This window comes from Bartonella sp. CL70QHWL, from assembly GCF_042194855.1.
Classification (GTDB): Bacteria; Pseudomonadota; Alphaproteobacteria; order Rhizobiales; family Rhizobiaceae; genus Bartonella.
This window is the reverse complement of sequence record NZ_JBHINJ010000005.1, coordinates 24,009-46,888: the sequence shown is the minus strand read 5'-3', so window position 1 is coordinate 46,888 and position 22,880 is coordinate 24,009. Positions and strand designations below refer to the sequence as shown.

Here is a 22,880-nt window from a genome sequence, read left to right as displayed (position 1 = left end):
CAAAGTTTTATCCTTGCTACAAGATCTCTTTTTTTGACCATTTAGATAAGGAAAAAAAGATATTGTGTATAAAATCTAATAACTTTTTCTCATTTTATAACAGAATAAGGTTATTGGATTATTTTATAATGTACGATTAATATGTTCGATACGGAAGGTCTCAATGATGTCTCCTGCGCGCATGTCGTCATAATTTTCAAAGGCTATTCCACATTCTTGACCACTTTGCACTTCACTGACTTCATCTTTAAAACGTTTGAGTGTTTTCAGCTTTCCTTCGTGAATAACGATATTATCGCGGATAAGGCGAACACCGGCTCCTCGTTCTATTTTACCTTCTGTAACACGACATCCTGCAACTTTTCCAATTTTTGTAATGTTAAAGACTTCTAGAATTTCAGCATTACCAAGGAAAGTTTCACGCTGTTCTGGTGAGAGTAATCCAGACATGGCAGCCTTGATATCGTCAACAAGATCATAAATGATGTTATAATAACGAATTTCAATTCCTTGTGTTTTAGCAAAATCACGTGCCTGCTTATTGGCTCGAACATTAAAGCCAATTACAGCAGAGTTAGAAGCTTCCGCAAGAGAAATATCACTTTCGGTAATTCCTCCAGCACCAGAATGTACAATACGCGCACGAACCTCATCATTTCCGAGTTTTTCCAATGCTGAAGCAATTGCTTCAATTGATCCTTGCACATCCCCTTTTATAATAAGAGAAAACTCCTTAACACCAGTCGTTTGCAATTTTGTCATCATCTGTTCAAGAGAACCACGCGAACCAGTTTGCCGCGCAACAGCTTTATCACGTGCTAATCGTTGACGATATTCAGAAATTTCACGTGCTTTTGCTTCATGTGTGACAACAGCAAAACGGTCTCCGGCTTGTGGTGTTCCTTGCATTCCTAAAATTTCAATCGGTGTAGAGGGAACGGCTTCTTTGACATGGCGGCCATGGTCGTCAATCAAAGCACGCACACGACCCCATTCATTTCCGGCAACTATAATATCAGAAGGGTGTAATGTACCTTTTTGAACAAGAACTGTTGCAACAGATCCACGTCCGCGATCCAATTTGGCTTCAATGATAACGCCTTCTGCAGTTCGTTGAGGATCTGCTTTCAGATCAAGCATTTCAGCCTGAAGAAGGATAGCTTCGAGAAGTTTATCAAGATTTTGACCAGTTTTAGCAGAAACTTCAACGTCCAAAGTTTCACCGCCCATAGTTTCAACAAACACTTCATGTTGTAGAAGTTCTGTACGTACTTTTTGTGCATTCGCAGCTGGTTTATCAATTTTGTTGATAGCAACAATGATAGGTACACCAGCAACTTTCGCATGATTGATTGATTCAATCGTTTGGGGCATAACACTATCATCAGCGGCTACAACGAGAACAGCAATATCAGTAACACGAGCTCCACGTGCACGCATAGCCGTAAATGCAGCATGACCAGGTGTATCAATAAAGGTAATTTTTTGACCGTTTTGTTCTACTTGATAGGCACCAATATGCTGCGTAATACCTCCTGCTTCGCCAGAAACAACATTTGCTTTACGAATAGCATCCAAAAGAGAAGTTTTTCCGTGGTCAACATGGCCCATAATGGTTACAACAGGGGGACGCTGCTGCATGTTTTGAGGATTATCTTTTATATTAAAGATACCTTCTTCTACGTCAGATTCTAAAACACGTTTAACAGTATGGCCAAATTCAACAGCGATGAGTTCGGCAACATCTGCATCAATAACATCGCCAGGTTTCATCATTTGTCCTTGTTTCATCAAGAATTTAATCACATCAACAGAACGCTCCGTCATACGTTGTGCGAGCTCTTGAATGGTAATCGTTTCAGGAAGAACAACTTCGCGAGAAATTTTTTCTCTTGGTTCTTGATTTTGTGCACGCTTAAACTTTTCCTGTCTACGCCGCATTGCAGCCATTGAGCGCCCACGTGCGTTTCCTTCTTCATCCAGTGCACTATTCAGAGTTAGCTTTCCGCGTCGCCGCTCATCAGCTCCTTTGACAACTTTTGGTACACGTATTTCTGATTTAGCAGGATTAGCACGCCGACTATGCCGTTCTTCCTCTTTATTGTCATCTATTTTGCGTTTTTCAATCACGGTTGTGTTTTTAGGCGCAATAGGAATATCTGTCTGTTCAATGAGAGGGGGAACAGGTGGAGTCTGTACTGGTGATATTTCTTCTTCTTGTTGGAGATGTATTTCTTTTTCTTTACTTTCTTGCTGTAAAATTTCTTCACGCTCTTTAGCGCGTCTTGCTTCTTCTTCGGCTTGTTCTCGCGTTATTCTTTCTTGGATATGTGCTTCTTCTAACGCGCGAAGTCTCGCTTCCATTTCAGTTGATGAAAGATTGCTTTTGGCCACAGATTCTTGAGGCTTTTTTCCCTCAAAACGCGGTTTAGAACGCTGGGGGGCCACATGCGGCTTTGTAATGGGCTGTAGGGTTTCAGCTTTTTCATCAGGTCGCGTAATTTTACGCCGTTTGGTTTCGACAACGACAGCCTTCGTACGGCCATGACTAAAATTTTGTTTAACCGTGCTCGTTTCCAAGACAGACCTCTTGAGAGTTAGTGTCTTCTTGACGGTTGTTTTGTCGTTGTTATTTTCACTCATTGTACTTCCTTCACGGCTTGTGCCGTCATCTCACTAGACTTACTATGCTTGTCGTCACGATAGCTGATCAATTTACATGTCGTTTTGAGAAATCCTTCAGCAGCCTTTGTGTCCAGTAAGGCCGCGTGCATTACAGGATTAGAGCCAAAAGCCACTCGCATTTCATCACTTGTAAATAAAGATATGGTTTTTATAGTCCGATTTGTTTGTTGTTGTATTGAATGGATGGCCTGTGCAATTTTTCGTTTCCCATCTTCTGTTGTTTCTTTAGCATGAAGTACAAGAATAACTTTACCAGAGCGGATAGCAGCGTCAACCTTTGTTGCTCCCATAACAATTGCTCCCGCTTTTCGTGCCATGGAAAGGCTTGAAAGAGCGGCTTTTAGTAAAAGCGTATCAATAACATGCACAAGATTTGGTGCAACCTCAACATCTGTTTTAAAATTTTTATGAAAAGCTTTCTGTTTTATTGCTTTCTCAATAACAGCGTGATGGGCGGAAATCCAAACACCACGCCCTGGTAAATTCGCTTTAAGATCAGGAACAATTTGGTTATTGGGACCAATAACAAAACGGATCAGCGTTTGTGCTGAAGCATTTTTTCGGGTCACAATGCAAGTCCGTTCATTCATTTAAAGTGTATCCACATCCAAATCATCTATTTTTTCATTTTCTGTAGAATTTTCATCTTCTACAGGATTTTCTGTAACAAGATCAGCTTGGTCTATCCAGCCTGCTTGTACACGTGCGGCTAAAACCATAGCTTCTGCATCTGCGCGTGTAATGTCAAAAGGGGTTAAAATACCAGAAAAATTCTGTGTTTGACCTTCTTTGCGTTCTCTCCAACCAGCTAAATCATCAACGGCATAGCCAGCAAAGTCTTCTATTGTTTTTACACCATCCTCACCTACAGCAACCAACATAGCACTTGTCATTCCAGGAAGTGTTCGCAATTCGTCAGAAACTCCGAGCTTTTTGCGTTTTTCATCAAGTTCTTTTTCTTGATGATCAAGATATTCGCGGGCACGACTTTGGATTTCAGCGGCGGTATCATGGTCAAAACCATCAATAGAAGCGATTTCTTCAAGATCAATATAGGCGATTTCTTCAATAGAAGAAAAACCCTCTGATGCCATAACCTGTCCGATCATTTCGTCAACCTCTAAGGCTTCCATAAACAATTTACTCCGTTCAGTAAATTCTTTTTGACGATTTTCAGATTCTTCCTTTTCCGTTAAAATATCAATGTTCCATCCTGTTAGCTGTGAAGCCAAGCGAACATTTTGCCCACGTCGTCCAATAGCAAGGCTAAGTTGATCATCTGGCACAATAACTTCAATCCGTTCAGCATCTTCATCAAGGATAATTTTAGAAACTTCAGCAGGTTGCAGTGCATTAACGACAAATGTTGCCGCATCAGGCGACCAAGGAATAATATCAATTTTTTCGCCTTGTAATTCAGCAACAACAGCTTGTACACGACTTCCTCGCATTCCAACGCATGCTCCAACAGGATCAATGGAACCATCGCGTGAAACAACGGCGATTTTAGCCCGTGAACCTGGATCACGAGCTACAGATTTGATTTCTATAATACCATCATAAATTTCTGGCACTTCCATAGTGAAAAGTTTTACCATAAATTGGGGATGTGTGCGTGAAAGGAAGATTTGCGGCCCACGCGTTTCACGGTGTACATCATTGACAAAAGCACGAATGCGATCTCCATAGCGGAATGATTCACGAGGAATTAATTCATCACGGCGCACAATAGCTTCACCGCGCCCTAGATCAACGATGACGTTACCATATTCCACACGCTTAACTGTACCAGAAATAATTTCACCAACTTTATTTTTGAATTCCTCATATTGCTGATCACGCTCTGCGTCGCGTACTTTTTGTACAATAACCTGTTTAGCAGATTGTGCTGCGATACGTCCAAAATCCATAGGAGGTAAAAGATCAGCAAAAAAATCACCAATTTTTGCTTCTGCTTGATGTTTGAGAGCATCAGACAAAGTAATTTCCGTTGTATAGTCTTCAACGACATCAACGATTTTAAGCAGGCGCTGTAATTTAATTTCACCTGTTTTAGAATTGATTTCAGCACGGATATTGGTTTCTTGACCATAACGAGAACGTGCTGCTTTTTGAATAGCATCAGCCATCGCAGAAATGACAATTTCACGGTCGATTGACTTTTCACGTGCAACAGCATCTGCAATTTGCAGAATCTCAAGCCTGTTAGCGCTTGTAGCCATCAATTTTCTCCTTCTTTGTGCCACACGATGGGTATTCCCCTGTGATATTATTTTTTGAAATTGAGCGTCTGTATAGAGTCGTTAGCGTTCTCTTCGGCAATGAATTGTTGACTTAAATCTTTATTTTGTTTCAATGCATCGCGAATAAGCTCATCGGTAAGCACTAAATGTGCATTTATGATATCACAAAAGGAAATAGGGGTATACATGGCTTCTCCATAAGCAGCTTTATCAGTGTTTAAAATAAATCCATCTTGCGTGATATTTGTAAGTGTCCCGCGAAATTTTCGGCGCCCATCAATTATTATTTTTGTTTCAATTTTTGCAAGATGCCCTTGCCAATGAAAAAAATCAGATTTTCTTACCAATGGACGATCAATTCCAGGTGATGAGATTTCTAAATGATATTTGCGTTCAATAACATTTTGGACATCAAGGAGTGGGGAAACAGTTCGACTAACAGTTTCACAATCTTCTATGGTCATAGAACCATCGGCACGTTCAACCATAATTTGAAGTGTTAAACCATTTTGACCAAGGAGTTTTACACGAACCAAACGAAAACCTAAAGGTTTAAGTAGTGGTATGACAAGAGCAGCAACCTGTGCTTCGATACCCTCTTCTTCAAACAAGCGCGGTTCGTCAAGATTGCTTATTTTTTCAGCTTCGTTCATACATTTTATCCAAGTTGTTTTCATCAGTTTTATGATATTAAAAAAGAGCGGGTCCAACGGCCCACTCTTCATCATAAGACCAAGAATTTAACTATTGATACTCTTAAATTCAAAATTTTTCAAGTTGTTTATGAGAAAAGCGCTTGATCATTTATTTCTTGATAAAGGTAAGATAGGCAGGCGTTCGTCCTTCGCGTAAAGCTTTTGCTTCATAGCGGGTTCCACTCCATAGTGGATAAGGGAGTTTCCAGTCTTGAGGGCTTTCTGCTTTCCATTCAAAGTGATCATGTTGTGCACAATGGTACAAAGTCCAGTTTACATAACTGTCTATATCGCTAGCAAAGCGAAAAAATTTCCCTATTTTAAGAACACGAGCAAAACGGTTAAGATTTTTTATGTTGATGAAACGTCGTTTCCAGTGTTTCTTTTTCGGCCAAGGATCGGGATAGAAGAGGTCTATTCCATCAAGCGAGTTATCAGGGAGCCAATCAAGGAGGCGTGTAGCATCATCATTATAGAGGCGAAGACGATTTTGATGGTTTTGATGCTGTTCAAGAGACAACAATATTTTTGCCATGCCATTGATAAAGGGCTCGACGCCGATAAAACCAGTTTTTGGAAAATATTCCATTTCATGAAGTAAATGTTCACCTCCACCAAAGCCGATTTCAAGTCGAATTTCTCTTACTTTGCTTGAAAATAAGGATGTAAGGTTTGAAGGAGGAGGAACATTTAAATCAATATTAAAATTGGGGAGAAGCATTTTTATACGTGTAAGCTGACTGTTTCGAAGTTGTTTTCCTTGTCGGCGTCCAAAAAATGCTTCACTCTTACGTATATTATGTTTAATCATGGGATTTGGATCATTGTTTGAAGCGTTTTCACGAGATCAGTTTTTTCCCATGAAAACGAACCATCGTTTTTTGGTTTACGACCAAAGTGACCATAGGCAGCTGTTTTTGCATAAATAGGTTTATTGAGGTCAAGATGTTTTCGAATGCCGGTAGGTGAAAGGTCCATTATTTTGCGGATGGCTGCTTCAATAACTTTTTCATCGACTTTTCCTGTTCCATGAAGATTAAGATAAATAGATAAAGGTTGTGCAATACCAATTGCATAGGAGAGTTGAATGGTGCATCTCTCTGCTAAATGAGCAGCAACAATATTCTTAGCCAGATAGCGTGCCGCATAGGCAGCAGAACGATCAACTTTTGTTGTATCTTTTCCTGAAAAAGCACCGCCTCCATGGGGTGCTGCACCTCCGTAAGTATCCACAATAATTTTGCGTCCCGTTAATCCGGCATCGCTTTGAGGTCCTCCAATAACAAATTTTCCTGTTGGGTTAATATACCAACTGCATTGAGCTGCAATGGGAATGTCATGTAAAGCTTGGCGAATGTAAGGCTCAACCACTGTACGTACTTTATTGGAATCCCAGCTTTCATCAAGGTGCTGCGTTGAAAGAACGATGGATGTGACCTCTATTGGTTTTCCATTTTTATAGCGTATGGTTATTTGGCTTTTAGCATCTGGTCCTAATTTTCCAGTTTCTCCCTCTCCTTTATGTCGGGCTGCGGCAAGAAGTTTGAGAATTTTATGCGCATAATAAATTGGTGCAGGCATGAGATCAGGTGTTTCACGGCAAGCATATCCAAACATGATGCCTTGATCACCTGCTCCTTCTTCACCGTGCCGATCCGTAGCATTATCAACCCCTCTTGCTATATCAGCTGATTGGGGGCGCAAAAGAACATCAATTTTAACAGTTTTCCAATGGAATCCTGCTTGTTCATAGCCAATGGTACGAATAGCACGGCGCGCTGCTGTACGAAAACGTGTAGGATTAATGAGTGGAAAGCTAGTTTCATCGTAGATGAATTCTTTATTTTTATCTTTTTTTAATAGCGTATCGGGAACACGTACTTCACCAGCGATAACAACACGGTTGACACTGACGAGCGTTTCACAGGCAACGCGTACTAACCATGGATCAGTACCAGTCTTTTCAGCTTCTTTATAGATCATATCAACGATTTCATCGGAAATACGATCACAAATTTTATCAGGATGTCCTTCCGATACCGATTCGCTCGTAAAAAGATAATCTTGATGCGGCATAGGAACTCCTTCAAAAAAGAAAACCAACGATTTAATTAATTGCTTACTAAAGTCGCTACCATTTGCTAATTCTGTAGCAAATCGTCAATGCAAATTTATATGAATAAAAGAGAAAAGATATAATTTTAATTTATAACTTATTTGTCACATCTTCCTCAGAAAGTGCTTTTGCCAAGTCAATAATTTTTCGACGCACTTTAGCATCAGATATATTTGTAAAAGCGCGCATGAGCTGAATCCCTTCGCTGCTAGAACAAAAGTCTATAAAATTGTGATCACTTTCGGCAAAACCCTCTACTTGTTGGGAGGTAATACCTTTATCAAAAAAGTAAGAAACAGGAACATCCATAATTTCTGCTATCGCTTGAAGACGACTGGCACCAATACGGTTTGTTCCTTTTTCATATTTTTGGATTTGCTGAAAAGTAATTCCTAATTTTTCACCTAGTTTCTCTTGAGTGAGTCCTAAAATATTACGACGTAAACGGATACGAGTTCCAACATAGATATCTATAGGGTCAGGTTTTTTTCTAGTTTCGGTCATAATGCAACTCTTTATTTCCAGCACTTTTCTTCTAAATCAACATCATATTTATGCGAAGCTGATTTATCATATAATTAAAACAATATGTAATATTTTTTCCCAATACTACTGGTACACGCAACATAATGCCGTACAAAGGGCACTTGAATCATTTAAGCTGTTTTGTAGAACCAAAACCAACACGACACAATAGCATAAGGATGAATAAGATAAAAGTAGAGAAAGTTCTGTATTCATTGCTTCCTATAGGGGTAATGGATGATGGAACTTGTGAATCAATAATGCCCACAGCATTTTGTCGAAGAGCTACAACGATTCGTCCATAAGAATCAATAACAGCTGATATGCCATTATTGGCTGCCCGTATGAGGGGGATTCCCAGTTCAACGGCACGAAGCTGTGCTTGTTGAAGATGTTGATAGGGTCCAGGTGTTACACCAAACCATGCATCATTTGTAATATTAATAATTGCTTGAGGCGGGGAGCCTTGAAAAGTCATTTCATGGGGAAATATTGCTTCATAACAAATTAAGGGTAGATAAGAAAATCCGTTTGGCATTGTAACAATTTTGCGCACACTTGCAGTACTATATCCACCAATATTATCGGCAAGGGTACGCAATCCAATTTTTTTCAATAAATTCTGATAAGGAAGATACTCACCAAAAGGAACCAAATGAAGTTTATCGGAGGTATTTAAAATATTACCTTGAGCATTAATGACTGCAATTGTATTAAAATATTGTGTTTGGGAATGAGGTAGATCATTGCTGGCGCGTATTGCTCCGATAATAGCCCATTGTTTAGGTTTTAAAAGAGAGGCAATGCGCATTGTGATAGATGAGTTATCATAAAGAAGGTAAGGAACGGAAGCTTCCGGCCATATGATAAAATCGGGTTCTGAATTTTGATCGGTTGTTGGTGTTGCACTTAGCTTCATATGCGCTTCCAACATAGCTTCTCGTGTATTATCACGCAATTTTATATTTTGTTGGATGGACGGTTGAACAATACGCACCCAATAAGCACTTTTTTGATCTTCAGCTGTGTTTTCTATAGTATGAAGACGATAAAACCCAAAACCACAGTGAATGAATATAAGTGATAAGCAAAGAGAAAGTGCCACTTTCTTTTTTTCATTCGTTAATAAAACAGTTGGCAAACTGTAGGCTAATACAGCAAGAATATTCATTCCGTAAAGTCCTACGATTGCATCAGATTGCATGAACATTGGGGTTGGCATGGCTGTATAGCCAAGAGAATTCCATGGAAATCCTGTGAATAAAAACGCACGCAACCACTCGGATAATCCTAATGCAAAGGCTAAAACAAAAAAGCGTGCTATTCCTTTTGTCCATAATAAACCGACAATGAAACCAGAAAAAAACCAATAAAGAGAAAGGTAGAGTGGAGGGAATAAAATGGCTAATGGGACTGCCCAACCAAAAGAATCTGGATCTGTTAACAAAGCATTGCATAGCCACCAAAGGCCGCAAATAAAATAACTAAAACCAAAGGTTCCACAGCTTAAAGCGTAAGTAAAAAAATGTTTTTTATTGTTTTTGGTGGCCCGTATTGAGTCAAGTAAAACAATAAAGAGAGGGAAAGTTAAAAAGCAAAGAGGTGTTAAATAAAAGGGTGGAAGTGCAAAAGAAGTAAGAGCACCACACAGAAATATCCATGCTTGGCGCTTCCAGCCTATAACAGAGAACAAAAAAACGATGAAATTGTTTAAAAACGCTGGACTATTCTTTAGGGATGGCATTGTTCTCAAGATTCTCATTTTTGGGAATGCGAAAAATGCGCAATCGTTTAATCCGGCGTTTATCAGCTTCTAAAATACGAAATCTATAGCCAGGTACAGCTTCGACAATTTCACCTTTAGCAGGAATGCGATCAAGAATGGAGACGATCAAACCACCAATAGTATCAACTTCATCACCATATTCCCCTACGATAAAATCAGGACCAAGAGCTTTCTCCACATCTTCTAGTTCAGTTCTTGCATCAACGAGCCATTTATTATTTGGTTCACGTACGATAGCATTGTCGACATTATCATGTTCATCTTCGATATCCCCAACGACTAACTCAACAATATCTTCCATTGAAACGAGACCATCTGTTCCTCCATGTTCATCAATAACTAAAGCCATTTGAGTTCGTGTAGTTTGCATCCGTGTTAATAATTTGCTCGCAAGCATAGAACTGGGAACAAAGAGAACTGTTCGGATCAAATCCAATTCACCGATTGGAGTATGCAAGTCTGTATGGTTTAATTGAAGCAAATCGGATTTTTGTTCGGTTTTTGTTGGGTTGATAATAAAGCGAGTGATGTAGTTAAGAATATCGCGGATATGGATCATGCCGCGCGGATCATCTAAAGTTTCAGCATAAACGGGTATACGAGAATGACCAATTTTTGCAAAACATTGAAGGGTTTCTCCAAGAGAGGTGTTTATTTCTAATGCTTCGATTTCAGAACGAGGTATCATAACATCATCCACGCGTGCTTCACGTAAGCGTAAAATGTTATGCAGCATAGTACGTTCTTCAGGTGAGAAGAGGGCGGTATCTTTTTCATTGTTAGTCGTGAGTGCAACGGTAAGATCATCGCGCAGTGACGTAGATGCACAATTACGACCCCGTAAGAATGAAAATAAATGATTCATCAGGGAATATTTCTCTGTATGATTCGTCTGTTGAGAGGGGTCTTTTTCATTATTAGAAGATGCTTGACTATTATTTTGTGCATTTATTTTGTTTGCCATGGTTTTGAAATCTTTTAGACTTTCTTTTTATAACAGATAAATAAGAGGCTTTAAATGGTATGCTGGTAATATTGATTTTAAAAGTTAAATTTTATCATTGATAGACAATTATGCGTAAGGATCTTTTATGGAAAGCTTTTGAAGAATTTCTCTTTCGAGCTTTTCCATTTTATATGCTTCATCATCAGTTTCATGGTCATAACCAAGCAGATGTAAGATACCATGAACAATCATATGCGTTAAATGATCTTGAAATGTTTTTCCTTCGTTCTCTGCTTCGAAAACAACAGTTTCTCGGGCAATAATAATATCACCGAGCATGGGACCAGGTTGATTTCCAGCTTTAAGTGGAAAAGCAGGAAAGGATAATACATTAGTGGATTTGTTTTTGTTGCGCCATTGTGCATTGATTTGTGCCATATGTTCATCATCCGTAAAAAGCAGGCTAATCTCGCTTACAACATTTTCCAATGAAACATGATGCATAGTTGCCATTAATGCTTTTTCAGTGATATTATAAAGCATTTTCTCATCATTCCACCCTGCGCTTTTAATCATTATATCAATAATAATCATGACGAATCAAATTCATTTTTTAATGCATCGCATGCGAATGATTTTTTTTATTTTGTATTTCGGAATCACGATCATAAGCACGAACGATAGCAGCAACAAGTGGGTGGCGTACAACATCTTTTTCATCAAAATGCACAATTGCAATATTTTCTACATTTGAAAGAATGCGAATTGCTTCAATGAGACCTGATTTTTGCCCTGTAGGCAAATCAATTTGGCTTACGTCACCGGTAACAATCATACGCGTTCCTTCTCCAAGACGTGTGAGGAACATCTTCATTTGCATGGGGGTAGTATTTTGTGCCTCATCAAGAATAACAGCAGCATGGGCAAGTGTTCGTCCGCGCATAAAGGCGAGAGGAGCAATTTCTATGACACCAGAAGCTAAAATGCGTTCTATTTTTTCAGCGGGCATCATATCATAAAGAGCATCATAAAGTGGTCGTAAATATGGGTCGACTTTTTCTTTGAGATCACCGGGAAGAAAACCAAGATGTTCTCCAGCTTCAACAGCTGGACGTGAGAGAATAATTCGCTCAATGATACCACGTTCTAGAAGCATTGCAGCATGAGCAACAGCAAGATACGTTTTTCCTGTTCCTGCTGGTCCTACACCAAACACAAGTTCAGTATGCTCCATAGCGCTTATGTAAGCGTCTTGTGTTGGAGTTCTTGCATGAATTATTTTTTTATGGGTACTCAACCGTGCTGGTATACGTTTCGTTGCAGATTTGTGTGTTATTGTGTCTTCTTTCTGCTTCTTTGGTATATTTACCATAGCAATCGCTCCTTTTATATCTGATAAAGTGAGCTCTTGATGTGTTTTGGCACGTTCATAAAGCTGCTGCAATACATATTGCGCATGTTTTATAACAGAAATATTTCCACGGATTAAGACTTCATTACCACGCGGATGAATACTAAGTTCGAGTTTTTTTTCGATATAAGCGAGATTTTCGTCAAATTTACCAAAAACTGCTTTTGCATATTTATTATTTTCGAAAATCAAAACAACTTGGCTCAGATCTGAAGCGCTTGTTTGTTTCAAGGTATCAGCCTTTTCAAGGGACATATTTACTTTTTCTTTAATACGCTTTATTTTTTCGGTTGAAGCTTTCAGCCTATTCTCCATATCTACATAAATATTGCACATTTTGTTAAGTAAACTTTATAAAAGACAATTTTTACAAAAAGTGCACGCTTTAGATGTAATCATTTTCTTTTAAAATAAAAGAGTTTTCAAAAATATTTATTTTTGAACAAGGTGTTAGAGGCATGTTTATCTATTTGTCACTTCACCAACAAAACTGTTTGAGCTTGCATTTTTAATATGAATTTCTATCACGCTACCTGTAGAGGCTTCTGTATCGACAACAACAGGTAAAAGCCAAGGGGAACGCCCTACCATTTGCCCTGAGTGACGTCCAGGTTTTTCGATGAGAACGTTCGTTTTTTGATCAATTTTAGAACGCAAAAACGCATTTTGTTGCTCAAGGAGAAGGGCTTGTAAATGTTGAAGTCGGGAATCTTTTACAGATTCATCAACATGATTTTTCATTGTGGCTCCCACTGTTCCAGGACGGGGGGAATATTTAAAAGAATAAGCTGAACTGTACTGTACTTGTTGAATAAGTTTAATGGTTTCTTCAAAGTCTTCATCTGTTTCTCCTGGAAACCCTACAATAAAATCGCCTGAAAAGGCAATATCTGGCCGTGCGTTTCGAATTTTTTCGATAAGATGAAGATAATGAGAGCTTTTGTGTTGTCTGTTCATGGCTTTTAAGATGCGATCTGAACCTGATTGAACAGGAAGATGGAGGTAAGGCATTAACATATCAAGATCTCGATGCGCGGCAATAAGGCTATCATCCATATCACGTGGGTGGCTGGTTGTGTAACGCAAACGCTTTAACCCATTGAGTTTTGCAAGATGATAAAGAAGATCGCCAAGACGCCAAGTTTTGCCATCAGCACTTTGTCCATGCCAACCATTGACATTTTGTCCAAGCAGCGTAATTTCTTTGACACCCGCTTCGATGAGTTGGCGGGCTTCCTCGGTAATTTGCTCGACAGACCGTGATATTTCAGCACCGCGTGTGTAAGGAACAACACAAAAAGTGCAAAATTTATCGCAACCTTCCTGTACTGTTAAAAATGCGCTAACACCTCGTTTTCTTACCGCATGTTTATTATGGGGCGGCAAATGAGCAAATTTATCTTCAACAGCATAGTCTGTTTCGATAATTTTTTTTCCTTGTTTTGCTTTTTCTAACAATTCTGGCAAGCGATGATACATTTGCGGACCAATAACAAGATCCACTGTTGGAGCACGGCGCAAGATTTCACTTCCCTCAGCTTGTGCAACACAACCTGTTACACCAACCATCAGGGGTTTATCAGGTGTGCGCTCTTGACGCATAACGCGCAAACGACCAAGATCAGAATAAAGTTTTTCTGCTGCTTTTTCACGAATATGACAGGTATTAACAAGAATAAGATCGGCATCATTGGGAATTTGTGTTGTCACATAGCCTTGCGAACTGAGGCTATCAGTCATCCGTTGGCTATCATAAACATTCATTTGACATCCATAGGTTTTGATAAAAACCTTTTTAGGAGCAACAGGAGGCGTATTTTTAGGATTTACTTTATTCATAGCGCATGTGTAAATGTTTTTTACACAAATCTCAATCTATTTGCTTAAAAGTTTTTTGCATGATAATTGCATCACCACGACCATTTTTTGACGCGTAGTAGGCAAGACGTTCAGAAATTTTTTGAAATTCAAAGCGTTGATAAAGGTTCAAAGCAGAAAGATTTGTGGCTTCTACTTCCAAGAATAATTTTATAGCGCCCTTGTCGTGAAGATGGTGAACTGTACGATCGATAAGAAAGGTACCAATTCCTTGTTGACGATAATGAGGATGAACAGCAATTGTGATGATTTCTGCTTCATCAAGGATGAGACGGCATAGGCAAAAGCCTAAAATTTGATCAGAGCGATCAATGAGAAAAACTTTGTATCCGAAGATAGAGTGATCTGTTAAGAAATTATCAAAAGCTTGTTTTTCCCAAGAAGGGGTAAAACAATGTTGATGAATTTGATGAAGAGAAGCACTATCATTAACTTGTAGCGGAGCAATTCCAAAAATCTTTTTTGTCAATGAAAATTTGGGCATTATTTTTTTTGTGGCAAAGCAAAATTGGTTTGTTGTTTTGCATCAGCGCTGCGTAGATAGAGTGGGCGAGGCGAATTTTTTGATTGTTTGTTTGCAGCAAGATAAGCATAGTTTACAATATCGGCCGCTTCGCAGGGGATTTTTTCTAGGACAATTTTTTCGTGTATTTTATGGTTTTTAATATGTTCCATAACGACATCAGCAGCTGGGCCAGTCAGTCGGGTTTTTTTGGGCAAATCTTCGAGGATATTTTCAATTGTTTTTAATCCCGGCTCTCCCAAAGGTGTGAGATCATTATGAAAATTTTGATGGTAGAACATTCCTCTCCCTGCTTCAATGACAACAGTAATTGCCGATACTGTACTTTTACTGTTTATGACTTGTGCTGCTAACGCTTCAAGAGCACTCACTCCAACAGCTGGTATTTCAAGTGCTAATGCCAAAGCGCGTGCTGTTGCAACACCGACACGTACACCAGTAAATGATCCAGGTCCAATATTGACAGCAATACGCTCAACTTGATCAAGCGTCATATTGGCTTGTTTCATTATTTGTGTAATCTGCCCAATAATTTTTTCGGCATGTCCTTTGTTCATGCGTTCATTGATACGCGCAATAACAGATTTATGACGAATAAGCGCAACAGCACAATAAATTGAAGCAGTATCTATAGCAAGGATAAGCATAAAAATATTTTAGTTGAATAAAACGATAAATAAAAGTCCTGCTGTATTTTTAATCTTTTCATTATCGTATATTTCATTTGTAAGAAAGTTACTAGTGCCAATAAGCAACAATATCTTTTTATGAGATAGAACGAGATGTTAATTTAATCCTTATTATTTCACTTTTTGAATGAGTACCTTGAGTATTGTAAGATTCTCTTATTTTAAATTTACTTATGGTGAAACAATTAAATTTATTAGCTTGTATATTACAAGCGGAGTTAGCGTATGAATCAAAACTCCTTTCACGAATCATTTAAATGTAAGGGTTGTCACAACTTTTAAGCTATCAAATAGTACGTTAATGCCACTTGTATCACATAGTAAGTAAAAGTAATTTAAAAGAGGAAAAGTCATGACCTCACATTTTTTCCAAATAAGAATATATTTTATCAGTCTTTGTATAAAAACCTCAGCGTAATGAGAGCAGATGAAAGAAATGGTATTGTTTTGTATGAGTTACGTATTTTGATACTACCCCGTTGCAAATCATTATGGACTGAAAAGCAAAATTGACAGTTTTCACTTAAATATCAGCTCTTTCAATTTTTTGTATAGAATAATGGGCAATATTTTAGAACTTTTTCTGGTTTATGAAAGAACTGATTTTAATAATAATGAGGACTTTGGGTTGATTGCATACTACGTTGAAAAAATAATAATCAATGCACATTTTAAAATGTTATATGATTTAAATCATTCAATTGTATCATAATAAGGCTACAAATACCGAGAATAATTATGGAGCAGGTTGAAGCCAAAATGACGCGCCATCCTGCTTTTTTTAGTGATCGGATATCAACACCTAATCCTAGTGCAGCCATTGAGATAACAGTAAACAACTGGGCAATAAATTTGATGGGATTGATAGCCTTTTCAGGGATAAGACCACTTGAGCGAACAAGCATCATGATAATAAAGCCAATGATAAACCATGGGACGAGGGTATGTAAACGCAAGCGTGTTTCTACTGATCGGCGATAAATGATTGATAGAGTAAAAATAACAGGGCCTAACATGAGAACCCGTACTAATTTGACAATTGTTGCAATTTGAACACTTAGAAAAGAGATAGGTGCTGTTGCTGCTAAAACCTGTGGTACAGCATACACAACCATGCCAGCAAGCACACCATATTGGCTAAATGACAAATTCAGAGATGGATGTAAAAAGGGTAGAAATAAAATAATAAGAATTCCTAAAAGAGCAGTGAAGGCAATTGACGCGGCTACATCGTCATGTTTTGCTTTTATAACAGGTGCAACGGCGACAATAGCTGAATTGCCACAAATAGCATTCCCACAAGCGACCAGCATTGCCAAATGTGTAGAAAGCCCGAAAAGTCGGCCGATGGCAAAGCTCAGGATAATCGTTACGAATATCACGAATATGATACTAGCAAGCAAATTCCAACCAGCTGAAAGGACTGCGTTAATGCTAATGCTTGCTCCTAGAAGAACGATAGCAATTTCGAGAAGTGTTTTTGCACAAAAGGTGATACCTTTTTGAAAATATGTTGGCAAAGAAAAACAACTACGGATAATTGATCCTAGAAGAATTGCCAAAACAAGGCTTTCAAGCCACGCTTCCGTGAAAAACTGTTTTTCTACAACTTCTAAGCCATAAGCTAAGGCTGATATGAGTAAACATACTAAAATACCAGGACCAAAGTCGTTTAAAAGTGAGAGATTTTTCTTTATCATTTTAATATTCCCCCGTCATTAAAGAGCTAAAGGTTAAGAAGAAAAAGTTTTAAAGATTTGTTCTTGCTTGTACAGCTGCTGCTAAAGTTCCATCATCAAGATAATCAAGCTCACCTCCTACAGGAACACCATGAGCAAGTCGCGTAATTTTAACTGGAAAATTAGAAAGCTGATCAGTGATATAGTGAGCAGTTGTTTGACCTTCGACAGTCGCATTGACAGCAAGAATAATCTCCGTAATAGGGTTTTGTACAACACGCTGTATTAAGGTGGCAATGTTGAGTTCGTCAGGACCTATTCCATCTAAGGGGGAGAGGCGTCCACCCAACACATGATAACGTGCGGCTAAAGTTTTTGCGCGCTCAAGGGCCCACAGATCAGCAATATCCTCAACAACGATGATTGTTGTATCATCGCGGCGCAAATCTGTACAAATTGAACAAGGATCAATGGTATCGACATTTCCACAAACAGAACAAATACCGACTTTTTCGATAGCTGCTTGTATAGCCGCTCCCAAAGGCTCCAGCAATGTCTCCTTTTTTTTGATAAGATGAAGCGCAGCACGACGCGCTGAACGTGGACCAAGACCTGGTAACCGTGATAAAATCTGAATGAGACGTTCAATCTCAGGTCCTGCAATGTATTTAGACATATTTTTGTCTCACGGGAAAAAACCGTTTCATTAAAATGGAAGCTTGAAACCTGATGGGAGTGGTAGCCCTGCCGTTATACTTTTGGTTTTTTCTTCTATTGCAACTTCGATTTTTGTTCTTGCTTCATTATAAGCTGCCATAATGAGATCTTCAAGAATTTCACCTTCCTCAGGTTTGAGTAATGAAGGATCAATTTGAATTGCTGTTATAATATTTTTGCCATTTAAAGTGATATTGACGAGACCACCCCCTGCAGTGCCCACAGCTTGCAGATTAGCTATTTCCTCCTGAATCTTCTGCATTTTTTCTTGCATTTCTTTGGCTTTTTTCATCATGCTCATCATTTCACGCATAGGAATAGGTATCCTTATTCATCATTGATATCATTTTTATTTTTAAAAATATCAGCATTTTTAAAGGTATTGGAGAGTAAATCAAGATCATTTTCTTCTTTATTGAGTCGAATATCGACAATTTTTGCTTCTGGGAAATGATTGAGGATTTTCGCAATATCAGGATCTGTTTCTGCATTAGAAAAAAGAGTCTTTTGAATCGCTATACTTTCCTCCTGTAAGGTTGGGCCACCTCCTTCATTAACAAAAGTTATTGTCCAGCGTTTTTCTGTCCATTGAGATATCTTTTTTTCTATATCATGAGCAAGAAATTGTGGGGTATTTTCAGAAAGTCTTAAGGTAATATGCCCAGCTTCAAAAGAAACAGGATGAACAAATTCTTTAATAAGGAGTTTGAAAGGAGTGTCATTATGCTGTTCGGCTAATTGAACAATATCGTGCAAAGAATTAATCACGAGAGTTTTAGGTTCAGTAATCTTTTCTGTTGTTTGCGTGACAGAATGCGATAAATTTACAATCTTTTCAGAAAGATCAGTAGATGGAGAAGTTTCTAGAATTTCTGTTACTTCTTGGGCGTTGATTTTGTCATAGTTTTGATTTTTAACTAAATTTTCCGGTTGTAAGGAATGATCTAATTGGTTTTTCAAAGAGCTTTTTAAATCTGATTGATCGGGTAATGTATTTGAAACGCTCGAGGAAGCATGGGCTCCGATCATTGTTTCTTTTGTTATATTATTTGCATTTGTAGATTCTTGATGAGAAGAGTTTTTAACCAGTGTGAGAGGCGTTTTTTCTTGCGTAAGCTTTTTTAAAGCCTCATCAAGAGTTGGTAAGTCAGCCGTGTGAGCAAGACGAATTAAAAGCATTTCAGCGGCTTGAAGAGGACGTGCAGTTTGATTAACTTCCTGTAAACCTTTGAGTAACATTTGCCAGTTTCGGGATAAAATAGGAACGGAAAGTTTTTTTGAAAAGTCTAAACTTCTTAAACGTTGTTCTTCAGTTAGAGAAAAATCTTCCACTATTTCTGGTGTAAAACGTAAACGTGTGACCAGATGATTAAAATCGGCTAGTTCTGTCAATATAGTAAGAGGATCAGCACCTGCTTCATATTGACTGCGTAATTCATGTAACGCATTGACAACATCGCCCTTCATAATAAATTCAAAAAGATCAATGATACGTGCTTGATCCGCTAATCCTAACATTGTACGCACCGCAATAGCATTAACATTGCCATTGCTATGGGCGATTGCTTGATCAAAAATGGATAATGCATCACGTGCTGATCCTTCTGCAGCACGGGCAATCATAGAGAGTGCTTGATCTTCTACTTCTACCTTTTCATATTTCGCAATTTGACGCAAATGTGCACTCAAAGCTTTTGATTCAATACGTCGCAAATCAAAACGTTGGCAACGCGAAAGAATTGTAATAGGAACTTTGCGAATTTCTGTTGTGGCAAAAATAAATTTCACATGGGACGGTGGTTCTTCAAGAGTTTTCAATAAACCATTAAAGGCTTGTGTTGAGAGCATATGTACTTCATCTATAATATAAACCTTATAGCGTGCAGAAACAGGACGATAGCGTATTTGTTCAATAATTTCACGAATATCATCAATGCCCGTATGAGAAGCGGCATCCATTTCTATAACATCAATATGGCGTCCTTCGATAATTTGTGTGCAATGTTCTCCAAGAGAGTCCAATACGGTTGTTGGTTGATCAATATCTTTTGTTTTATAATTAAGCGCACGTGCCAAAATACGTGCTGTTGTGGTTTTACCTACGCCACGAATCCCTGTTAACATCCACGCTTGTGCAATACGACCTTTTTCAAAGGCGTTGGTGAGAGTACGCACCATAGCTTCCTGACCAATGAGGTCAGAGAAGTTTTTTGGTCGATATTTACGAGCAAGAACACGATAGGCTGTTTCTACCGGTAAATTTTCCATGAGTATTTCCAACTTCGAAGTTCTTTATGCGTACATTTTGATAATACAAAAGCATAGATCAATACTGTAGTCTCATATAAAAGGATTTTTTCTTAATCAAATTATTTATGGGACAATTTGTTTAAAAATAACAAAACCCCTTTATTTGCTGCATACAAATGCTGCTCTGAAGATTAAAAATACCTCGCTAAAAGACAGCATAAAAAATAATTTCTTCAGCAAAATAGGAGGTTGGAACGATGACCCGTACCAGAACTCGTTGGGGCTGCTTCTTTCCAGACCTGACCCAGTTGGCGAGTAGTTCGTCCACCACCAACCTCCCAAGCTCATATTGTCGATTTGGAATGAAAAATCAAGATCAGAAACGAAAAATATCCTAAGAACGACGAAGAATTTTCCTTTGCGTTTAATTTATTGACATATAAACAACAAAGAGATTGTGGATTTACCAGTTTTTATAGCAGTAGCTCTTCATATTTATTTGGTATGAAAATATTTTTTCGCTTAAGATAGTCTGAATGTATAATTATTCTCATTCGCTGAAACATGTAAGAGTTTTAGGATAGATACATCTGTTCTAAAACTACGAAATTGAATCATCAAAAATTTACAACAGTCAAAGAAGCAAATAAAGCAGATAGATCATGTAATTGGCTAACATTCGAAAGTCAGGGGGGAAGAGTGCTATTTAAAGAATTATAAAATATTGCTTTATACATTTAATGTTATACATTCACAGGCTTTTGAAAGAGCGATTGCTCAATACTCTTAACTATATTTCAAACGCCACTCATAATAGTATACATGCTTCCCTTGAGTTATAAATCTATAGTTGCGCTACCCTCTTTATGCTTAATACAAAGTATAAATTTTAGCCCTCATGCTATTTAACAACTCCCAATGTTGCGATCCCTTGTACTTGAGAGGCTTTATAAGAAGCATTTTTATTCCTTTTTTTAATCGTTTTTACTCACACACCAATCCCATTTGTAACTTTCGAGGAAACGATTTTAATGGATTCAATATGAGATTTAAGATGGGAGGATTTTACTTTATTCGTGGTTTTAATTCAGTGTAAGAAAATCAAAGTCGTATAATGATAAGCCAGTATCTTAAATATCTTATAAGAGCACCACCTCTTTTAACATAATATAAATATATAAATACTGAATAGATGTTATCGCTCTTTTTTTGCGTGCTTGTTCTTTTAATTAAAAAACATTGATGTTCATCACAAGGTGGGTCAATATATGAAGTTTCATTATTTGAGAAAAGATTTCATATATTTTTTAAGGGGCTGTACTCATACAAGAGGAGATGCAACATTCAACGCTATAGAAATAAGGGGATACTGATTTTATAAGCATAAAAATGGTTCTTATTCGATATAAGCGACATTTTATAGTTTCAAATAATATATTCTTTAATAAGGAGGGAAAAGCGAGATAATTTTTATAAAAAGCTGAATGAGTATGACTTAAAGTGCAGTGAGGAATGCATCTGTAGAGCAAATTTTACTTTTCCGTTTATCTAAGTGATTTGGGTACGATGTGCTTTATATCACTTAAAATGAAGCAGTTGCGAAGAGAGAAGCATATTCTTATTAAAAAAATAGCTCTGATAGTAGAAAATCCAGAACAATTTAAATTTAGTCTTTTAGTTTTCGCAAAAGTTCCTTAATATCTAACCTTATGAGCAACTTAAGGTTTGCCATATTAGGATAAAAACACCTCTTCAGCGATAAGTTTTAATGGCTCATTATGCTGTATTTTGAAAAAAATAACTGAAAAAAAAATAAATCTACTAAAATTTAGATGTTATAGAAATATTGTTAATCATAATCTCCTGTGTCACAATTTGTTCCAACAACTTTTTTCTTCGTAATATTTTTAAAAATATAATGTCCTGACGAAGGAAAACTTATATGAAGAGATTTTATATTTTTTAGGATAAAGATCTTCTTTTCTTTATCATGGGTTATTTTCTTTTCATCATCAACAGCAATTCTCAATTTGTTTAAATCAGAAGGGGTAGAGTACGATAAAGTAAAGGATACTTTCTTTGGTTCAAAGATACTACAAGAGTATTCAGCTCCTTGATGGATTGTATCGGATGGGATGATCACAACACTTTCATCCAGCCCAAAATTCCATTTTCTCTCACCAAAGCCAGCAAACGCACCACTAGAGTAGGCGAGAATATTTGCGGCTAATAATCCTTGCATGAAGATTTTTTTCATTATCCTCTCCTTTTTCTAAAGTGAGGTGAATCATAAATCAATTTTTATAAAGATAAAAGCTCAAACTTAACGCTAAAATCAGGGCTAAGTTGCATTTTCTAGCTTTAAACCATGTTTAGAATGACATTAATCTAAGAGATTTGAATGCTCTATTATGTATAATAATTTGAATTGTTTTGAGAGCTAATTTATAAGTTCGTTATCTTTATTGGAATATTGTCAGAGGAAATGACTTTTCTCAAGAAGCTCTCTTTGAATATATAAAGGGAAATAGATGGTACAAGCGTTTTTATTTTTGGTTACTGTGTTTTTTTACACTGGTTTTTATACAAGTTGAAGTGCTTTTTATCATGATATAATTTGTGAAAAAATATTATGGAAATAATTTATATATTCTTTTATGAGCCGTTTTTTCTTCTTCAGTGTTTATGAAGGGTGTTGAGTAGAAAAAAACGAGCTCTTTCAAGATACGTTGCATTA

19 protein-coding genes and 1 other RNA gene are annotated in these 22,880 nt (G+C 37.6%); all 20 read right to left on the bottom strand.

Translation table 11 applies throughout. The annotated features are described in order from the left end of the window. Positions 1-123: 123 nt before the first annotated feature. Positions 124-2,643 carry a translation initiation factor IF-2 gene (gene infB / locus ACFIJZ_RS03620; protein WP_273790590.1) on the bottom strand — a complete coding sequence of 840 codons (2,520 nt, stop codon included), beginning with the start codon at positions 2,641-2,643 and terminating at the stop codon, positions 124-126. Then, positions 2,640-3,275 (bottom strand): RNA-binding protein, encoded by a 636-nt coding sequence (locus ACFIJZ_RS03615; RefSeq protein WP_375631075.1) that lies wholly within the window; start codon positions 3,273-3,275, stop codon positions 2,640-2,642. The genes infB and ACFIJZ_RS03615 overlap by 4 nt, the downstream gene beginning before the upstream one ends. Continuing rightward, positions 3,276-4,907, bottom strand: a complete 1,632-nt coding sequence (gene nusA / locus ACFIJZ_RS03610) for a transcription termination factor NusA (RefSeq protein ID WP_375631074.1) — start codon at positions 4,905-4,907, stop codon at positions 3,276-3,278. A gap of 47 nt (positions 4,908-4,954) precedes the next feature. After that, a complete protein-coding gene (gene rimP / locus ACFIJZ_RS03605) occupies positions 4,955-5,605 on the bottom strand; it encodes a ribosome maturation factor RimP (protein WP_273790647.1) in 651 nt (216 codons plus the stop codon). A 127-nt stretch (positions 5,606-5,732) separates the two neighbouring features. Further along, entirely contained in the window at positions 5,733-6,434 is a 702-nt protein-coding gene (locus ACFIJZ_RS03600; RefSeq protein WP_375631073.1) for a tRNA (guanine(46)-N(7))-methyltransferase TrmB, read from the bottom strand. Beyond that, on the bottom strand, positions 6,431-7,699 hold the full coding sequence (gene metK, locus ACFIJZ_RS03595; RefSeq protein WP_273790586.1) for a methionine adenosyltransferase: 1,269 nt from the start codon (positions 7,697-7,699) through the stop codon (positions 6,431-6,433). The genes ACFIJZ_RS03600 and metK overlap by 4 nt, the downstream gene beginning before the upstream one ends. 130 nt (positions 7,700-7,829) lie before the next feature. Next, entirely contained in the window at positions 7,830-8,243 is a 414-nt protein-coding gene (locus tag ACFIJZ_RS03590) for a helix-turn-helix domain-containing protein (protein WP_273790585.1), read from the bottom strand. A 148-nt stretch (positions 8,244-8,391) separates the two neighbouring features. After that, a complete protein-coding gene (lnt, locus tag ACFIJZ_RS03585) occupies positions 8,392-10,026 on the bottom strand; it encodes an apolipoprotein N-acyltransferase (RefSeq protein WP_375631072.1) in 1,635 nt (544 codons plus the stop codon). Further along, positions 9,989-11,014, bottom strand: a complete 1,026-nt coding sequence (locus ACFIJZ_RS03580) for a hemolysin family protein (RefSeq protein ID WP_273790583.1) — start codon at positions 11,012-11,014, stop codon at positions 9,989-9,991. Before ACFIJZ_RS03580 ends, lnt begins: the two co-directional genes overlap by 38 nt. Positions 11,015-11,122: 108 nt before the next feature. Beyond that, the gene (gene ybeY, locus ACFIJZ_RS03575; protein WP_375631071.1) at positions 11,123-11,590 is read right to left on the bottom strand and encodes an rRNA maturation RNase YbeY; all 468 of its coding nucleotides are present in this window, start codon (positions 11,588-11,590) and stop codon (positions 11,123-11,125) included. Between the two features lie 19 nt (positions 11,591-11,609). Beyond that, on the bottom strand, positions 11,610-12,710 hold the full coding sequence (locus ACFIJZ_RS03570) for a PhoH family protein (protein WP_375631104.1): 1,101 nt from the start codon (positions 12,708-12,710) through the stop codon (positions 11,610-11,612). A gap of 159 nt (positions 12,711-12,869) precedes the next feature. After that, positions 12,870-14,246: a tRNA (N6-isopentenyl adenosine(37)-C2)-methylthiotransferase MiaB gene (miaB, locus tag ACFIJZ_RS03565; RefSeq protein ID WP_375631070.1), complete on the bottom strand. Its 1,377-nt coding sequence runs from the start codon at positions 14,244-14,246 to the stop codon at positions 12,870-12,872. Positions 14,247-14,277: 31 nt separating this feature from the next. Next, on the bottom strand, positions 14,278-14,769 hold the full coding sequence (gene rimI / locus ACFIJZ_RS03560; RefSeq protein ID WP_273790580.1) for a ribosomal protein S18-alanine N-acetyltransferase: 492 nt from the start codon (positions 14,767-14,769) through the stop codon (positions 14,278-14,280). Further along, positions 14,769-15,455 carry a tRNA (adenosine(37)-N6)-threonylcarbamoyltransferase complex dimerization subunit type 1 TsaB gene (gene tsaB / locus ACFIJZ_RS03555; protein ID WP_375631069.1) on the bottom strand — a complete coding sequence of 229 codons (687 nt, stop codon included), beginning with the start codon at positions 15,453-15,455 and terminating at the stop codon, positions 14,769-14,771. The genes rimI and tsaB overlap by 1 nt, the downstream gene beginning before the upstream one ends. Positions 15,456-16,168: 713 nt before the next feature. Further along, positions 16,169-17,197, bottom strand: a complete 1,029-nt coding sequence (locus ACFIJZ_RS03550; protein ID WP_375631068.1) for a YeiH family protein — start codon at positions 17,195-17,197, stop codon at positions 16,169-16,171. A 49-nt stretch (positions 17,198-17,246) separates the two neighbouring features. Further along, positions 17,247-17,852, bottom strand: a complete 606-nt coding sequence (recR, locus tag ACFIJZ_RS03545; protein WP_273790577.1) for a recombination mediator RecR — start codon at positions 17,850-17,852, stop codon at positions 17,247-17,249. Positions 17,853-17,882: 30 nt separating this feature from the next. Further along, complete coding sequence (locus ACFIJZ_RS03540; protein WP_375631067.1) at positions 17,883-18,206, bottom strand: YbaB/EbfC family nucleoid-associated protein; 324 nt, start codon at positions 18,204-18,206, stop codon at positions 17,883-17,885. A 14-nt stretch (positions 18,207-18,220) separates the two neighbouring features. After that, positions 18,221-20,161 carry a DNA polymerase III subunit gamma/tau gene (locus tag ACFIJZ_RS03535; RefSeq protein WP_375631066.1) on the bottom strand — a complete coding sequence of 647 codons (1,941 nt, stop codon included), beginning with the start codon at positions 20,159-20,161 and terminating at the stop codon, positions 18,221-18,223. A gap of 223 nt (positions 20,162-20,384) precedes the next feature. After that, positions 20,385-20,482: signal recognition particle sRNA small type (ffs, locus tag ACFIJZ_RS03530), an RNA gene on the bottom strand. A gap of 1,510 nt (positions 20,483-21,992) precedes the next feature. Continuing rightward, entirely contained in the window at positions 21,993-22,400 is a 408-nt protein-coding gene (locus ACFIJZ_RS03525) for a hypothetical protein (RefSeq protein ID WP_375613320.1), read from the bottom strand. Between the last annotated feature and the right edge of the window lie 480 nt (positions 22,401-22,880).

Bases quoted from the DNA above. Each gene is read 5' to 3' on its own strand.
- infB (WP_273790590.1), bottom strand. From the start codon at position 2,643: ATGAGTGAAAATAACAACGACAAAACAACCGTCAAGAAGACACTAACT.
- ACFIJZ_RS03615 (WP_375631075.1), bottom strand. From the start codon at position 3,275: ATGAATGAACGGACTTGCATTGTGACCCGAAAAAATGCTTCAGCACAA.
- nusA (WP_375631074.1), bottom strand. From the start codon at position 4,907: ATGGCTACAAGCGCTAACAGGCTTGAGATTCTGCAAATTGCAGATGCT.
- rimP (WP_273790647.1), bottom strand. From the start codon at position 5,605: ATGAAAACAACTTGGATAAAATGTATGAACGAAGCTGAAAAAATAAGC.
- ACFIJZ_RS03600 (WP_375631073.1), bottom strand. From the start codon at position 6,434: ATGATTAAACATAATATACGTAAGAGTGAAGCATTTTTTGGACGCCGA.
- metK (WP_273790586.1), bottom strand. From the start codon at position 7,699: ATGCCGCATCAAGATTATCTTTTTACGAGCGAATCGGTATCGGAAGGA.
- ACFIJZ_RS03590 (WP_273790585.1), bottom strand. From the start codon at position 8,243: ATGACCGAAACTAGAAAAAAACCTGACCCTATAGATATCTATGTTGGA.
- lnt (WP_375631072.1), bottom strand. From the start codon at position 10,026: ATGAGAATCTTGAGAACAATGCCATCCCTAAAGAATAGTCCAGCGTTT.
- ACFIJZ_RS03580 (WP_273790583.1), bottom strand. From the start codon at position 11,014: ATGGCAAACAAAATAAATGCACAAAATAATAGTCAAGCATCTTCTAAT.
- ybeY (WP_375631071.1), bottom strand. From the start codon at position 11,590: ATGATTATTATTGATATAATGATTAAAAGCGCAGGGTGGAATGATGAG.
- miaB (WP_375631070.1), bottom strand. From the start codon at position 14,246: ATGAATAAAGTAAATCCTAAAAATACGCCTCCTGTTGCTCCTAAAAAG.
- rimI (WP_273790580.1), bottom strand. From the start codon at position 14,769: ATGCCCAAATTTTCATTGACAAAAAAGATTTTTGGAATTGCTCCGCTA.
- tsaB (WP_375631069.1), bottom strand. From the start codon at position 15,455: ATGCTTATCCTTGCTATAGATACTGCTTCAATTTATTGTGCTGTTGCG.
- ACFIJZ_RS03550 (WP_375631068.1), bottom strand. From the start codon at position 17,197: ATGATAAAGAAAAATCTCTCACTTTTAAACGACTTTGGTCCTGGTATT.
- recR (WP_273790577.1), bottom strand. From the start codon at position 17,852: ATGTCTAAATACATTGCAGGACCTGAGATTGAACGTCTCATTCAGATT.
- ACFIJZ_RS03540 (WP_375631067.1), bottom strand. From the start codon at position 18,206: ATGCGTGAAATGATGAGCATGATGAAAAAAGCCAAAGAAATGCAAGAA.
- ACFIJZ_RS03535 (WP_375631066.1), bottom strand. From the start codon at position 20,161: ATGGAAAATTTACCGGTAGAAACAGCCTATCGTGTTCTTGCTCGTAAA.
- ACFIJZ_RS03525 (WP_375613320.1), bottom strand. From the start codon at position 22,400: ATGAAAAAAATCTTCATGCAAGGATTATTAGCCGCAAATATTCTCGCC.